The 14,788-nt window shown below is 71.1% G+C and carries 15 protein-coding genes; 4 read left to right on the forward strand and 11 right to left on the reverse strand.

The genetic code is table 11. The features are described 5' to 3' along the window. Positions 1–61: 61 nt before the first annotated feature. From EER34_RS03085 to EER34_RS03095, 3 genes are all read right to left on the reverse strand, one after another. Positions 62–916 carry an SGNH/GDSL hydrolase family protein gene (locus EER34_RS03085; RefSeq protein ID WP_127473095.1) on the reverse strand — a complete coding sequence of 285 codons (855 nt, stop codon included), beginning with the start codon at positions 914–916 and terminating at the stop codon, positions 62–64. A 146-nt stretch (positions 917–1,062) separates the two neighbouring features. Next, on the reverse strand, positions 1,063–4,056 hold the full coding sequence (locus EER34_RS03090) for an AAA family ATPase (protein WP_127473096.1): 2,994 nt from the start codon (positions 4,054–4,056) through the stop codon (positions 1,063–1,065). Further along, positions 4,053–5,207, reverse strand: coding sequence for an exonuclease SbcCD subunit D (locus EER34_RS03095; RefSeq protein ID WP_127473097.1), 1,155 nt, complete (start codon positions 5,205–5,207; stop codon positions 4,053–4,055). The genes EER34_RS03090 and EER34_RS03095 overlap by 4 nt, the downstream gene beginning before the upstream one ends. A 94-nt stretch (positions 5,208–5,301) precedes the next feature. On the opposite strand from EER34_RS03095, the gene EER34_RS03100 reads away from it, so the two are divergent. The 4 genes from EER34_RS03100 to EER34_RS03115 all read left to right on the forward strand — a co-directional run bounded on the left by EER34_RS03100 (position 5,302) and on the right by EER34_RS03115 (position 7,469). Further along, the gene (locus tag EER34_RS03100) at positions 5,302–5,775 is read left to right on the forward strand and encodes an 8-oxo-dGTP diphosphatase (protein ID WP_164743429.1); all 474 of its coding nucleotides are present in this window, start codon (positions 5,302–5,304) and stop codon (positions 5,773–5,775) included. Positions 5,776–5,839: 64 nt separating this feature from the next. Further along, positions 5,840–6,397, forward strand: a complete 558-nt coding sequence (locus tag EER34_RS03105) for a hypothetical protein (RefSeq protein ID WP_127473099.1) — start codon at positions 5,840–5,842, stop codon at positions 6,395–6,397. A gap of 4 nt (positions 6,398–6,401) precedes the next feature. After that, positions 6,402–7,136 (forward strand): alpha/beta fold hydrolase, encoded by a 735-nt coding sequence (locus EER34_RS03110; RefSeq protein WP_127473100.1) that lies wholly within the window; start codon positions 6,402–6,404, stop codon positions 7,134–7,136. A gap of 99 nt (positions 7,137–7,235) precedes the next feature. After that, positions 7,236–7,469: a hypothetical protein gene (locus EER34_RS03115; protein ID WP_127473101.1), complete on the forward strand. Its 234-nt coding sequence runs from the start codon at positions 7,236–7,238 to the stop codon at positions 7,467–7,469. Positions 7,470–7,524: 55 nt separating this feature from the next. On the opposite strand, the gene EER34_RS17700 is transcribed toward EER34_RS03115, so the two are convergent. From EER34_RS17700 to EER34_RS03155, 8 genes are all read right to left on the reverse strand, one after another. Continuing rightward, positions 7,525–7,995, reverse strand: a complete 471-nt coding sequence (locus EER34_RS17700; RefSeq protein WP_240642091.1) for a hypothetical protein — start codon at positions 7,993–7,995, stop codon at positions 7,525–7,527. Further along, a complete protein-coding gene (locus EER34_RS03125) occupies positions 7,995–8,222 on the reverse strand; it encodes a hypothetical protein (protein WP_127473102.1) in 228 nt (75 codons plus the stop codon). The genes EER34_RS17700 and EER34_RS03125 overlap by 1 nt, the downstream gene beginning before the upstream one ends. A gap of 71 nt (positions 8,223–8,293) precedes the next feature. Continuing rightward, entirely contained in the window at positions 8,294–8,737 is a 444-nt protein-coding gene (locus EER34_RS03130) for a DUF1622 domain-containing protein (RefSeq protein WP_205791499.1), read from the reverse strand. A gap of 41 nt (positions 8,738–8,778) precedes the next feature. After that, positions 8,779–9,078 carry a GNAT family N-acetyltransferase gene (locus EER34_RS03135; RefSeq protein WP_127473104.1) on the reverse strand — a complete coding sequence of 100 codons (300 nt, stop codon included), beginning with the start codon at positions 9,076–9,078 and terminating at the stop codon, positions 8,779–8,781. A gap of 128 nt (positions 9,079–9,206) precedes the next feature. After that, a complete protein-coding gene (locus EER34_RS03140; protein WP_127473105.1) occupies positions 9,207–10,661 on the reverse strand; it encodes a GH1 family beta-glucosidase in 1,455 nt (484 codons plus the stop codon). Continuing rightward, complete coding sequence (gene yicI, locus EER34_RS03145; RefSeq protein ID WP_127473106.1) at positions 10,658–12,895, reverse strand: alpha-xylosidase; 2,238 nt, start codon at positions 12,893–12,895, stop codon at positions 10,658–10,660. Before yicI ends, EER34_RS03140 begins: the two co-directional genes overlap by 4 nt. Next, positions 12,895–13,782, reverse strand: coding sequence for a carbohydrate ABC transporter permease (locus EER34_RS03150; protein ID WP_127473107.1), 888 nt, complete (start codon positions 13,780–13,782; stop codon positions 12,895–12,897). Before EER34_RS03150 ends, yicI begins: the two co-directional genes overlap by 1 nt. Further along, positions 13,782–14,753: a carbohydrate ABC transporter permease gene (locus EER34_RS03155; RefSeq protein ID WP_127473108.1), complete on the reverse strand. Its 972-nt coding sequence runs from the start codon at positions 14,751–14,753 to the stop codon at positions 13,782–13,784. The genes EER34_RS03150 and EER34_RS03155 overlap by 1 nt, the downstream gene beginning before the upstream one ends. Positions 14,754–14,788 lie beyond the last annotated feature (35 nt).

Raw genomic sequence — 14,788 nt, forward strand, 5'->3', positions numbered from 1 at the left:
GCGGAACGAGAGCGGGCCGATTCGCACGAACCGGCCCGCTCTCCGCATAGGGCTCAGCGCGTCATGACACCCACTGCGTCTTCGCCCAGGTGATCGCTGCCAGCGTCGCCTGGCCCGACAGCGACGGGTGGAAGTAGTCCCGCGTCGAGATGTCGGCCTTGGTGAACGCGTAGCCGGCGACGGCACCGCCGTCATAGCGGCACGCGGCGTAGGCGGCGCACGCCTCGGCGAGTGCCTGGTTGTACTCGTTGACGCGCTGCTGCACCGCAGCGCGGCGCTGGACGTCGGCCGCCTTGGTGCTCGTCGGGTTCGCGAGCATCGACTGGCAGGTCCTGAGCAGACCCCACGCGAACCGCGCGCTGAGACTCGATCTGTTGAGGTCGTACATCCGCTGCAGGTTCGGGATGCTCGCCACGAACACGCGCGGAGCGGCCGGGCTCGTCGACAGCGTCGCGAGTGCGGCCTGCACGTTGGCCTTGAAGGTGGTCGTCGGTGTCATCGCCGTCACCGTCTTCGTGCACGCGTCGTTCGCACCGATCTCGATGGTGACGTACTTGGCGCCCTGCGTGACGGCCTTCTGCGCCTGCGCGTTGAGCGCGCTCGACGCGGCGCCGGCGACGGAGTTGTTGTAGCCCACGGCGTTGTCGGGCGCCGCCGTCTGCCGGAGGCGGAGCAGGTGCGAGGCGACCGATGTCGTGGTGCCGGTCGCCCAGCTGTTGGCCGGGCAGTTGACGAGGCTGCTGCAGGTCATGGACGCCTGCGTGATCGAGTCACCGAGCGCGGCCATGACGTTCACGTTGTCAGGCGGCAGCGGTGCCGCGTGCGCCGAGTTCGCCGTGAACAGGCTTCCGGTGAGGATGACCGCCGAAGCGGCGAGGGTGGCGACGGCGCGACGCGCCCGGACTGAGATGCGCATGTGTGTACTCCGTACGGCGTTGTGGATGGAGTTGGCGCGGCACGACGCCGCGGCCGGTCATGCCGGCTGTCGAACTCGATCGGTGCCCCAGGGACCGACCTGGCGCGAACGATACACCCGCGTATCGATCCGGGCAATGACGGCCGTCAGACGGTGGTGACTGCGTCCTGCCGGATCACACTCGGTCCGTGCGGGGTGGCCTGGACCGAGAGCTGCGCGGGGATCTGCTCCTTCATCGCGGCGACGTGGCTGATGAGGCCCACCGTCCGTCCGCCTTGTCGCAGCTCGTCGAGAGTTCGCATCGCGAGCTCGAGGGTGTCGTCATCGAGCGAGCCGAACCCCTCGTCGATGAAGAGCGTGTCGAGACGGACACCGCCGGCGCGGGCCGTGACGACTTCGGCGAGACCGAGCGCGAGGGCGAGCGACGCGAGGAACGTCTCGCCGCCGGAGAGCGACTGCGGGGGGCGGGCCATGCCGGTGTGGGCGTCCATGATCTCGAGCCCGAGACCCGAGGACGCCCCGCGTGCCGCGAGCGCATCGCTGTGCTGAAGCCGGTAGCGACCCGCCGACATGTCGGACAGGCGAAGGTTCGCCGACTCGACGATCTCTTCGAGCTCGGCCGCGAGCACGAACGACTCGAGTGTCATGCGATGGGTGTTGGGCGCTCGCCCGGCAACCGTGTTCGCCAGGCGCTCGATCACCGCGTGGTCGTCGACGAGACCGCCGATGGCCGCGTGGGCGCCGGCCGCCCGTGAAACGAGATCGGCGAGGCGCTGGGCCGCCTGCATTGCCTGGGCAGCCCTGTCGACGGCGTCGATCCACCGCTGACGGGCGGTCGCGAGCGCCGCTGCGGCCCCCGCCACGTCGACGGGTTCCTCCGGCTCACCCGCGAGGTCGAGCTCGAGATCGCGCAGCCGATCGCGCTCGGTGCGCAGCGTGACCTCGTGCTCGCGGATCGCCCCGTCGAGCGATGCGCGCTCGGCGGGTCCGAGCAGCGCGGCGGTCGCCTCCGCTGCGTCGGCGAAGTCGGATGCCGCGACCCTCGCGTCGCGGTCGCGCTCGACGCGTCGCGCGGCGTCGCCTGCCGTCTCGGCCGCGCTCAGGGCGTCGATGAGCGCTGCGGCGAGGCGACGCCGACCTGTCGCTTCGGCGATGCGCGCCGCGACGGTGTCGAACCCGCCCCGGGCGTCGTCGACGGCGATGCGAGCGGACTCGGCACGCGCGGCGAGTCCGGCGAGCCGTTCGCGCAGCGCCGCGAGCCGCGCGGCCAGCGCCTCGCGCTCCGCGCGCGCGTCGGCCTCGGCGACGACGAGCGCATCACGCCGCGTCGTCAGCCGGTCGCGGAGCGCGGCGGCCTCGGTCGCCGTGGCAACGGCGGCCTCGGCGCTCGCGAGCGCCGTCGTCAGGGCGGCGACCTGTTCGCCGCCGGCGCGCGCCGCCGCCGCGGTGAGTTCTTCGCGCGAGGCCGTCGCCCGCGCATTGGCCGCGGACTCCACCGCCGCCGCCGCGTCGCGGAGCGCCTCGGCCTCGGCTACCTGGTCGTCGGAGACGGGGTCGTCCGACGACGGCGCAGGAGACGGGTGAGTCGTCGAACCGCACACGACGCACGGATCGCCGTCGACCAGGCCGGCCGCCAGCTCTCCCGCGTGACCTGCGATCCGGCGCCGGAGAAGGTCGGTGACGAGGCGCCGCGCGGCGTCGTGCTCGGCGCCGGCGGCGAGATAGGCGGCGTCGGCGTCGCGCGCGGCGACACGCAGTCTCTCGGCGTCACGGGCTGCGGCGAGCCGGTGGGCGATCTCGTCGCGGTGGGCGATCGCGGCATCCGCCCCGCCTGCGGCGCCCTGTGCGGCGGCGAGCTCGATCTCGAGCTCGGCCAGACGTGCGGGAAAGGCGTCGCGGACGACATCGAGCCCGGCGAGCAGCTCATCGAACTCCGCCTCCTGCGCAGCCCCGGCGGCGAGCTCGTCGACGGTGCGGGCGAGGTCGCGTTCGCGAGTCTCGGCGGCCGCCCACACCGCCACGTCGCCGGTGAGCCGCTCGACGAGCGATTCCAGCTCGGCGCGGACGGGCGCATCGCCGCCGGTGTGGGCACGCCACGCGTCGGCGGCGCGCAGTACGCCGTCTTCGGCTCGGTTCTGCGCGGCGAGGGCATCGGCAGCGGACTCGATCGGCGTGCGGAGCGCCTCTGCGGCGATCGCGCGGGCGAGCGTCACGCGATCGGCGGCGATGCCCGGCTCCGCGTCTTCCACTGCGGCCAGCGCCGCCCGGGAGCGAGTCCGCTGGTCGTGCTTCTCACGCAGCGTCCTCGCGGCCGCATGGGATGCCTCGGCCGCCCGGTGCGAGGCGTCCGCCTCGTCGCGCTCGCGCTGCAGCGTCTCGACGCGGTACTGCGCTCGTTTCACGCCGAGGTCTGCGGAATCGAGACGTGAGGCGATCGACGGTTCGCCCTCGACCGCGCCCTCGAGACCCTCGGCTGCGAGCAGTCGCTCGGCCTCTCCGAGGAGCAGCGCGACACCGTCGCCCGCGGATGCAAGGTCTCGCTCGGCGTCCTTTCGGCGCTGCTCGAGGGCCGCCTGGTAGCCCTCGTAGGTGCGGGTGCCGAAGAGTCGCCGGAGCAGCTTCTGCCGGTCGTCGTTCTTCGCGAGCAGAAACTCGGCGAAGCGGTTCTGGGCGAGGAGGATGACCTGCAGGAATTGCTGCTGGCTCAGCCCCAGGATCTCGTCGAGCTCTCGCGCGACGTCGACCGGTCGCGCGGCACGGCCGATCCAGTCGCCGTCGACGAGCTCGTCGAGCTGCGCCCGGTGCGGCTCGGTCGTCATGCCCGTGCCCCGCTGCTTGGGCCGCTCATACTCAGGCGACCTCGTCACGCGCCATCGGCGGCCGGTGGCGCTGAACTCGACGCTCACGCTCGTGGGGTCTTCGGGCGCGCAGTGGTCGCTGCGCAGCCGCCGCTCGGACCCGTCGTAGCGCGGCACGCCGCCGTACAGACCGAACGTGACGCCGTCGAGCACGCTCGACTTGCCCGCGCCGGTTCGGCCAGCGATGAGGAAGATGCCGTCGTCGGCGAACGCGTCGAAGTCGACGACCTGCCGTTCGCGGAACGGGCCGAAGCCGGTCAGCTCGAGCCGGTGGAGCCTCACGCCGTCGCCTCCACCAGCGACCGCTCGTCGATCACGTCGCGGATGACCTCGGCCTCGCGCTCGGATGCCCCTTCGCCGTCGCGCACGTGCCCGAGGAACGCGTCGACGAGCTCGGCGTCGGACCGTGCCTGCCGCACCCGGCGGGCATACGTGAGTCCGTCGTCGCCGCGCGCGCCCTCGGGCGTGTGCAGGACCGTCGCGCAGAACGGGAAACGGGCCTGGAGCCGGCGCATGGGATCGGACTGCGGGGTGGAGTCGGTGTACTGCGCGCACACCCATGCGTCGGCGGCGTGGGCGAACCGCTCGTCGGCGATCAGGTCGTCGAGGGCGCCGCGGATCGTCACCAGCCGGCGGGGCACCGGGAGGTCGAGCCACTCCGCTGCCGCGAACCCGTCGGCGTCGAGCTCGACGAGCCACGACCCCCGCGGCTTGTCGGCCTCGCCGAAGCTGTAGTGCAGCGGAGCTCCTGCGTAGCGGACCCGGTCGGAGAGTCTCTGCCGGCCGTGGATGTGCCCCAGCGCGACGTAGTCGGGACCGTCGAACGCCGAGATCGGCACGACGTCGAGACTGCCCTGCCGGATCTCGCGCTCGACGCCGGGGGTGGCATCCACTCCCGCGGCGAAGCAGTGGGCGATCGCGACCGATCGGCCTCCGCGCCGGGCCGCGTCGGCCCGCACCAGCCCCATCGCGTGCTCCATCGTGAGGCGCTGCGAGCGCAGACCGGCGTCGGGCCAGAGGTGGCGCACGAGCGCGGGCTCGAGGAACGGGATGCCGTAGAAGTGGACCGGCCCGTGCTCGTCGTCGAGGGTTATCGGGGTGCCGGTCGCGAGCGGATCGGTGACCACGTGGATGCCGTCGCGCAGCAGCGACGACTGGAACCCGAGACGCGCGGCGGAGTCGTGGTTGCCGCTCGTGACGATGACGGCGGCGCCGGCGCTGGAGAGGGCGCCGAGGGTCTCGGTGAGCACCGCGTAGCAGGCGGCGGCGGGCGCCGCGGAGTCGAACACATCGCCGGCGACGATCACGGCGTCGACCTCGTTCCCGCGCACCTGATCGACGAGGGCGCCGAGCACGCCGCGGAGCGCATCGAGCGTGGCGTGGCCGTGGAACGACCGCCCGATGTGCCAGTCCGAGGTGTGCAGGATCCGCATGCTCACACCGTACGTTCGCCTGCCGACATCCGGGCCGAGGCAGGCCGCGAGGGGCCGAGCGGATGCCACCTCCACCAGGGGCTACCCTGCTGGCATGGCCTTGCCCGAGGTGTGCGTCGTGTACCTGATGCGCACCGGCGCGAGCGGCCTCGAGGTGCTCCTCGGAGACAAGCGGACCGGTCTGGGACGGGGGAAGATCGTCGGCATCGGCGGCAAGCTCGACCGGGACGAGACGCCGCGGCACGCCGCGGTGCGCGAGGTCTTCGAGGAGATCGGCGTGCAGGTCGAGGCATCCGATCTCCGCGAAGCGGGCGTGATCGACTACCACTTCCCCACGCGCCCCGCGTGGTCGCAGCGGTCGACGGTCTTCGTGTGCCGCCGCTGGCTCGGCGAGCCCGTCGAGACGGACGAGATCACCCCGCGGTGGTACACCCTGGCCGACGTCCCGTACGCCCGCATGTGGGACGACGCGGCGCGCTGGCTCCCCGGCGTGTTGCGCGGCGGGACGGTCGACGCGCGCTTCACGTTCGGCCCCGACCTCTCGACGGTCGTGCTGGAGGCCAGCTGAGCGGTTGCCGCCTCACCGCCGCGTGTGCCGCGCCGCGGGGCGCCGGGCGGACGTATCGTGGACTATGGCGCCCTCTTCGGAACCCGCCCCCCGATCCACCGTCGTGGCACTCGTGGGCGCGGACAGCGAGCCGCTGCTGAGCGGCCTCTCGGACGTGCCGGCCGTCCGCGCGCTGTCGCTGCGCGAGGCCGAGCCCGCCGCCGCGACCCGCGCGGTGGCCTCGGCATCCTGCCCCTACGTCGTCCACGACGCCGACCCCCTCGAGCACGTCGCCGCAGCGTGGGTCGAGCTCTACGAGGAGAAGGCGACGCTGGGCACCCTCGAGGTGGAGGTCGAGACGCTCCTCGGCCTGTTCGCCGCAGGAGACGCCGTCATGCCGGACTACTACGTGGTGGTCGGACCGGAGTCGATCGAGGGCACCTGGCGGCACTGGTGGCTCGGAGCCCTGGCGCACCGGGCGCCGTCGCGGGTGCTGCCCGTCGAAGCGTCCGGAGCGGCCCTCCGCGCCCGGCTGCGTGCGCTTCCGTCGTCGCGTCCGTGGCCGGACCCGGCCTGGCTGCGGCGGGTGCAGTTCGACATCCCCGACCGGATCGGGCTGCGCGATCAGTCCGGAGCGGCCTGACGGGGTGGCGCCCACGCACGACTTCACGTTCGCCGGCGCGACGCTCGTCGTCGAGCGCCGCGGCGTGGGCGAGCCGGTGTTCGTCGTCATCCACGGGATCGGCATGGGCCGCGGCGTCTTCGGCGACCTCACGGCTCACCTCGACGACGATGCCCAGGTCATCGCCGTGGATCTGCCGGGCTACGGGGAGGCACCGGAGCCGCGGCGCGTCCTCACCATGGAGCGCACCGCCGACCTGGTGGCGGCCTTTCTCGACGCCCACGTCCGCACTCCGGCGGTGGTGATCGGGCACTCGATGGGTGCGCAGATCGCGCTCGAGGTCGCCGCCCGGCATCCCGAGACCGTCGCCGCGCTCGTCCTCGTCGGTCCCACGATCGACCCGGCCGCGCGCTCCGCCCCGAGGCAGATCTCGCGCCTGCTGCGCGACCTCGCCGTCGAGAGCCCGCGGGTCATCGCCCTCGGTGCCCGCGAGTACGTCCGGGCAGGGCCTCGACTGCGGGCCAAATTCCGCGCGATGCTCGCCCACCGTCCCGAGGATGTGCTCCCCCGGGTGTCGGCGCCGACCCTCGTGCTGCGCGGCGAGGACGACGTGGTCGCGCCGCGCGCGTGGTGCGAGAGCATCGTCGCGGCCATGCCCGATGCGCGGCTCGCGGAGGTCGCCGGCCACGGCCACGAGACGATGATCCGGGATGCCGCGCCCGCCGCCGCGCTCATCGCGGAGTTCGTCCGGGGACGCTGACGACTGCCGCCTTCGAGCGGATTCCTGCCACCTCCGCTCCACCCGAGAATGTCGGAGCCCCCGCCTACGTTGAAGTCATCGGAACCAACGGAGGAAACAATGCTCTCGCTCGTCACCGCCGCCGAACAGCAGTACCGCCACGAGACCCTGTGGCGTGACCGCGAACTCGCCCTGCTCGCCTCGATCCGCGATCGCCGCGCATCGGAGGCCGCCGCGCGAGCCGCAGCCGCCGCTCCCGCGACAGCACGCCCGCAGCGTGCAGTGTGGGCAAGGCCGATCGGCGCGCACTTCTCGCAGGCCGACTCCTGCACCACATCCTGCGCCGTCGCCTGACGCCACGCTGCCCGCCCCCGTAAGAGGGCGGGCAGCGGTGTCTCGGGGGAGCGCCTCAGGGGTGATCCGGCGCAGCCGCGTCGCCGGTCGATATCTGACGCGCCAACTCCTCGACCTCGTCGTCGGGCAGGGCGATGCCGGACTGCTCGAGGCGCTGAGCCAGCACCTCCGCGATGCGGGACACCGATTCGGTGCCGACGTCGGCACGGGTCTGAGCCGCGATCCCCGACACCTTCTCGATCGCCGACGCGTCGTTCTGCGACATGGCCGGAAGGCGCTGCTCCTGCTCCGTGCCGAGCCCACCGGGCTCGCGCTGGGCCTGACCGGCCGTGAGCGTCTCGCGACCCTGGTCCTGGCCGTGATGGTCCGATTCGTCCTCGACGACGCCGATCCCGACGGCCTGGTGACTCGGCTCGGTCGCCGCCGCCGGAGCGGGGTCGGACGTCGGAGCTTCCGCGGTCGACGGTGCGGGACCCGCGGGATCGTTCACGCCGGGCTGCTCGGACTCGTTCTCTGCGGCGCTCATCACGGCTCCTCCTCGCCTCGCTCTGTGGACAGCCCCATGTCGGGGTCGGCGCCCTGTCGCGCCGCCTCACCCTCGACGGGGTCGTCGGGCCGCAGCGCGGCGTCGGTCATGAGCATCGCGGCATCGGCGGCCTCCGCGTCGCGCTCTGCGGTCTCGGTGTCGTCGACCTCGTCCCATCCACCGGGCGGGTCGGCGTCGATCACTCCATCGGGCAGCTCACGGTCCATGAGTCGCTCCTCTCGTCATGCTCCACCCTCGTGCCGCAGGTCGCGCGGCGTGAGGGGGTTGACAACGACAGTCAGTGACGCTCGACGGCGGATGCCCCGGCGGAGCCCGCCACCGCGGGCTGGGACGCCGCTCGATCACGGGCCACGGCGTCGCCGAGCATCTGTCCGCCGCTGCGCATGAGAGCACGACGCCATGGAAGCATCCCCTCGATCTCGATCTGGATCGACATCGACAGGAGCGTCCGGATGAGCACGATGATGCCCAGGATCAGCGCGTCCTCCAGCGACGGCTTCGACGTGATGGTGCGGATGAGGTCGGCGGCCACGAGGACTTCCAGGCCGAGCAGGATCGCCGCGCCGAGCGTCGTGCGCAGCACCGTGAACGCGGCGGCCCCGCCTTCGTGGCGGGTCAGAGATCGCGCGGCGAGCACCACCGCGATCGTGAACCCGACGATCATGGCCGCCGCGCCGACGGCTTCGAAGGCCACGGCGACCGCGGTGAACACCTCTTCCATGTGCACGCGGCCAGCATAGGGCCGCGGTGCTCGTGGGAACGCTAGGCGGACCGGCGCCCGCCGAGGATGCCTTCGCGGCCGGGGTTCGCCGCGAACCAGTCGGCGACGTACCAGCAGACGGGGATCACGGTGCGACCGCCGCTGCGCTCGAGGTCGGCGACTGCGAGATCCACCAGTTCGCCCGCGTACCCGTGGCCGCGGAAGCTGGGCACGGTGTACGCGCGGGTCATCGCGACGCTGCGACCGTCGTCGCGGTAGTCGAGGACGCTCACCAGGTCGTCGCCGCGATGCAGCGTGTAGCGCGAGGCATCCGATTCGTGTGTGAAGCGCAGCTCAGTCACCCCGACAGGCTAAGCCCGGTCTCCCCCACCGGGGCGCGCGCGGCCGGGATGTCGCGGCGTTCGTCCGGCGACCTCCCGGCCCGCGCTCAGGTGCCCGGGAGCTGCGCGGAGCATCCCCTCCCCGACGCTCAGGCCGGAAGGACGCCCGTCCGGGCGAGCTCGGCGTACCAGCGCCCGCTGTCCTTCACCGTGCGCTCGAAGGTGTCGAAATCGACGCGGACGATGCCGAACCGCTTGGCGTAGCCGTAGCCCCACTCGAAGTTGTCGAGGAGCGACCACACGAAGTACCCGCGCAGGTCGACGCCCCGCTCGATCGCCCGGTGCGCCGCAGTGAAGTGACGGCGCAGGTAGTCGAGGCGCTCGGGATCGGGCACCGTCCCGTCCGCCGCCACCACGTCGTCGAACGCCGCGCCGTTCTCGGTCACCATGAGCGGCTGATCGGGGAACTGATCCGTGAGCGAGAGGAGCAGCTCCTCGAGGCCCTCGGGCGCGATGTTCCAGCCCATCGCCGTGTACGGCCCCGGCTGCTCGACGAACTCGACCGCCTGATCACTGCCCGGCCAGGCCGTCCCGCCCGCCGCGCCCTTGTGGCCGTCGTTCATCTGCTTCGGCGAGACGCCGTCCCACAGCCGCACGGTCGCGGTCGAGTAGTAGTTGACCCCGAGCACGTCGATCGGCTGATTGATCGACGCGAGGTCGCCGTCGTGGACGAACGACCAGTCGGTGACGGATGCCGTGTCCTCGAGCAGGTCCGCGGGGTACTCGCCTTTCAGCAGGGGGTGGGTGAAGGCGCGGTTCGCGAGCCCGTCGATGCGTCTCATCGCCTCGGCCGCGCCGTCGCCGACACCCCGCAGGACGTGGAAGTTCAGCGTGATCGAGTAGTCGGGATCGCCGGTCGAGGTCGCACGCAGCGCCTGGACGGCGCGCCCGTGGGCGAGGTTGAGATGGTGCACGGCGGCGAGCGCGGCGGCCGGCTCATGGCGCCCCGGCGCGTGCCCGCCCTGGCCGTAGCCGAGATACGCCGAGCACCACGGCTCGTTGAGGGTCGTCCAGGTGTGGACGCGGTCGCCCAGCGCCGCGCCCATCACCTCGGCGTAGCGCTCGAAGGCGTCGGCCGTCGCGCGCACGGGCCAGCCTCCGGCATCCTCCAGCGTCTGCGGCAGGTCCCAGTGGTACAGCGTCGCGACCGGACGGATGCCGCGATCGAGCAGTCCGTCGACGAGTCGGGAGTAGAAGTCGATCCCTGCCTGGTTCACCTCGCCGGTGCCCGTGGGCATGATCCGCGGCCACGCGATCGAGAAGCGGTACGCGCCGAGCCCGAGGTCCTTCATGAGGTCGAGGTCGGCGTCGAGCCGATGATAGTGATCGCACGCGACGTCGCCGGTGTCGCCGTTCCAGACCTTGCCGGGGGTCTTGCTGAAGGTGTCCCAGATCGAAGGACCGCGGCCGTCCTCGTCGAAGGCTCCCTCGACCTGGTACGAGGCGGTCGCCGACCCGAACGTGAAGCCCGGGGGGAACGCGAGGCCTGCATCGCGGTAGTCCGGCGAGCCCTGGATCGCAGAGGGAGAGGTCACGGAGATCATCGTGTCACCTCGCCGAGGTCGGCCGTGAACTCCTGCGAGCTCCCGTCGGGCGTGGTCACGGTGATCGTGCGCGTGCCCGTCCCTCCGGGGAAGACCCGCACGTCGAGCCCCTCGAGGTAGTCGTAGTCCGGCCGGTCGGTGCGCGCCCCCCAGGGCAGCACCGTGCCGGGCCGGACGTACAGCGGGAGGCTGTCGAACCCGTGGGTCTCGCGGCGCCAGGCACCGCCCGTGACCGTCTCGCCGGTGAGCAGGCCGGTCCACTCGCCCGGGGGCAGGTAGAAATCCACCTCGCCGGCGGCCGAGAACACCGGCGCGACCAGGATGTCGCCGCCGAGCATGTACTGCCGGTCGAGGTGCCGCACGGCGGGGTCGTCGGGGAACTCGAGCAGCATCGGCCGGAGCAGCGGCACACCCGTCGTCGCGGCATCCATCCCCGCCTGGAAGAGGTACGGCATCAGGCGCATCTTGAGGTGCGTGAAGATGCGGGTGACCTCGACGGCCTCGTCGTCGAATGCCCACGGCACCCGGTACGAGCCCGAGCCGTGGAATCGGCTGTGACTGCCGAGCAGGCCGAACGCGGTCCACCGCTTGTAGACCGCGGCATCCGGTGTGCCCTCGAAGCCGCCGATGTCGTGGCTCCAGTGGGCGAAGCCGCTGTACGCGAGCGACAGGCCGCCGCGGAGGGTCTCCGCCATCGACGTGAACGTCGAGGTCGAGTCGCCGCCCCAGTGCACCGGCATCGTCTGGCCGCCGGCCGTCGCCGAGCGTGCGAACACCACGGCATCGCCCTCGCCGCGCTCCTCGGCGAGCACCGCGTGCACGGCCTCGTTGTAGAGCTGGGCGTAGAGGTTGTGCATGCGCTGCGGGTCGGCGCCGTCGGCCCACTCGACGTCGACGGGGATCCGCTCGCCGAAGTCGGTCTTGAAGCAGTCGACACCCTGGTCGATGAGGCGACGGAGGTGCGCCTGGTACCACGCGGTCGCATCGGGGTTCGTGAAGTCGACGAGGCCCATCCCCGCCTGCCACAGGTCCCACTGCCACACCGAGCCGTCGGGGCGCTTCACCAGGAATCCCTGCTCGGCCGCCTCGGCGAACAGCGGCGAGCGCTGGCCGATGTAGGGGTTGATCCACACGCTGACGCGCAGGTCCTTCTCGTGCAGGCGCGCGAGCATGCCGTCCGGGTCGGGGAAGGTGCGCGGATCCCACTCGAAGTCGCACCAGTTGAACTCGCGCATCCAGAAGCAGTCGAAGTGGAACACCGACACCGGCAGCTCGCGGGCGGCCATCTCGTCGATGAACGACGTCACCGTGGCCTCGTCGTAGTCGGTGGTGAAGGATGTCGACAGCCACAGCCCGTACGACCAGGCAGGCACGACCGGCGGGCGCCCGGTGAGAGCGGTGTAGCGCTCCAGCACGTCCTTCGGCGTCGGACCGTCGATCACGAAGTACTCGAGCACCTCGCCCGGCACCGAGAACTGCACCCGCTCGACCGCCTCCGACCCGATCTCGAACGAGACGTGGCCGGGGTCGTTGACGAGCACGCCGTAGCCGCGGTCGGTCAGGTAGAACGGCACGCTCTTGTAGGCCTGCTCGCTCGACGTGCCGCCGTCGGCGTTCCAGATCTCGACGCTCTGGCCGTTCTTGACCACCGGGCCGAACCGCTCGCCGAGACCGTAGACGAGCTCGCCGACGCCGAGGTCGAGCTGCTCGTGCACGAACACGCGCTCGACCGGAGCGGGTGCTCCGGTGCGGGCATTGTCGACGATGCCGGTGTCGACCTGGGCGTCCGCGGCGAGCCGCACGTAGCCTTGCGACTTCAGTCCGCTCGACGTGAGGACCCGGCCGTCGTGCTCGAAGACCAGTGACCACGGCTCCCCCGCCGCGACTCGCGCAGTGAGCCCCCCGGTGGTGAGCACCCCGCCGTCGGCGGTGACGGTGCCCGCACCCGCCCCGCCGGCGATCGCACCGGGCAGTCCGAACCCGCCGTGCCACGCTCCGCCGATGTGGTGCGCGATGCGGACGCGCACGACGCCCTCGAGGGGTGAGGACAGCGTCACGGTGAGGACCGGGCGGTTGAGCGTGTCGCCGCGTTTGGCGATGACGGCCGTCGGCGCCGTGATCACGAGACCCGGGCCGTCGGGGGTCGTGTCGGTCTGCCAGATGTCGTACGCCTCCTGCGCGTAGAGCGCGGTGACTCCGGGTCGGAGCTGCCAGAACCCGTCGGTGAACTTCATTACTTGACTGCTCCTGCCGTGATGCCGCGCGTGAGGGTGCGCTGGAAGATGAGGAAGAAGATGATGGTCGGGATGATGCTCAGCAGCGCGGCTCCCGCCGTCGTCGTGACGTCCATGAGCCGATCTCCGGTCAGGACGCTGATCGCGACGGGAACGGTCTGGCTGGCGTTCGACGGCAGGAACGTGAGCGGTATGAGGAACTCGTTCCACGTCCAGATGAAGAAGAAGATGAGCAGCACCGAGAGCGTCGGGCGCGTGATCGGGAAGACGACCCGCCACAGGATCTGCCAGCGGGTGGCGCCGTCGATGGAAGCGGCCTCGAGCACTTCCTTGGGGAACGTGCCGAGCACCGACGCGAGGAGGTACGTGCCGAACGCCGCCTGGATCACCGTGAACACGATGATGACCGACCACACGCTGTCATAGAGGCCCACCGATTTGAACATGTAGTACAGGGGGTAGAGCAGCGCCTCCTGGGGCAGCAGGTTCGCCATCAGGAACAGCAGCACGATCCACGAGCGTCCACGTACCCGTCCGATGCCGATCGCGAAGGCGTTGAGCAGCGAGATGACCACCGCGAGCACCGCGACGGTGCCCGAGATGAAGATCGAGTTCCACACCTTCTGCGGGAAGTTCACGCGCTCCCAGAAGGCTTGGATGCCCGTGAAGTCGATCGCCTGCGGCAGTGCGAACGGGCCGGACGTCGCGTAGTCGACGGGAGACTTGAACGCATTGACGAGGATCAGGTAGAAGGGCACCATCACGACGAGGGCGCCGAGGATGACGGCGATGAACAGCAGCCAGTCGATCGCGCGCTTCTTCGTCATGCCGCCGCGGGGGCGCTCGCGGGTCTTGCCCGCAGTGACGATCGCGGTCGTCGCAGCCATCAGAGTCCCGCCCTTTCCTTGCGCTCCATCGAGTTCTGCACCCGGATGAAGATGATGGAGACCACCACGACGAGGACCGTGAGGACCGTTGCGATGGTCGCGCCGTAGCCGATGTTCCGCTTGGTGAAGAACTCGGTGTACGCGTAGTAGGCGGGCACGAGCGTCGCCCCGGCGGGACCGCCCTGCGTGATGATGTACACGGGCCCGAAGACCTTCAGTGCCGCGATGGTGCATGTGAGCGTCACGACGAAGATCTCGGGCCTGATGATGCTCATCGTGATCGCCGAGAACCGCTGGAACCAGTTCGCACCGTCGAGCTCCGCCGCCTCGTACAGCTCCGGGTCGACGCGCTGGAGCGCCGCCATGAACACGACGATGGGGTAGCCGAGCTGGACCCAGACGAGGACGCCCATGAGCACGAGCAGAGCGGACGGCATCTGCCCCAGCCAGTCATAGGCGGGGATGCCGAACACCGCGAGCATCTGGTTCACGGACCCCGTCGCACCCGGGCGGAACATCCAGCCGATCACGATGCCGGCGACGGCGATGGGGAGGATCTGGGGAAGGTAATAGGTGGCCCGCAGGAAGCTGCCGACCTTGCCGCCGAACTTGCGGCCGACGACGTCGAAGAGGAGAGCCGCGACGATGAGTCCGATCGTCGTGGGGATCACGACCATCGCGAGGACCATCCAGACGGAGTTCGTGAAGGAGGTCCAGAAGTCTTCGTCGGTGAAGATCTTGAACCAGTTCTCGAGGCCGATGAACTCGGGGGTCCGGACGCCGCGCCACTCGGTGAACGTCAGATAGATGTTGAAGATGAGCGGGATGATGACGATGACGAGGAGAAGGACGAACCCCGGCAGAAGATAGAGCCAGTAGCCTGCGGTGCCGCCCTTGCGCTGCGGGATGGAGGGCTGCTCGGGGGGAAGCTTCGTGCGCGCGCCGGGTTCGGCGCGGGTGATGACAGACATGGTGCGACTCCTTCTGAGGGCGGTGGGTGGCGTCG

The sequence above is a fragment of the Microbacterium sulfonylureivorans genome (assembly GCF_003999995.1).
Lineage (GTDB): Bacteria > Actinomycetota > Actinomycetes > Actinomycetales > Microbacteriaceae > Microbacterium > Microbacterium sulfonylureivorans.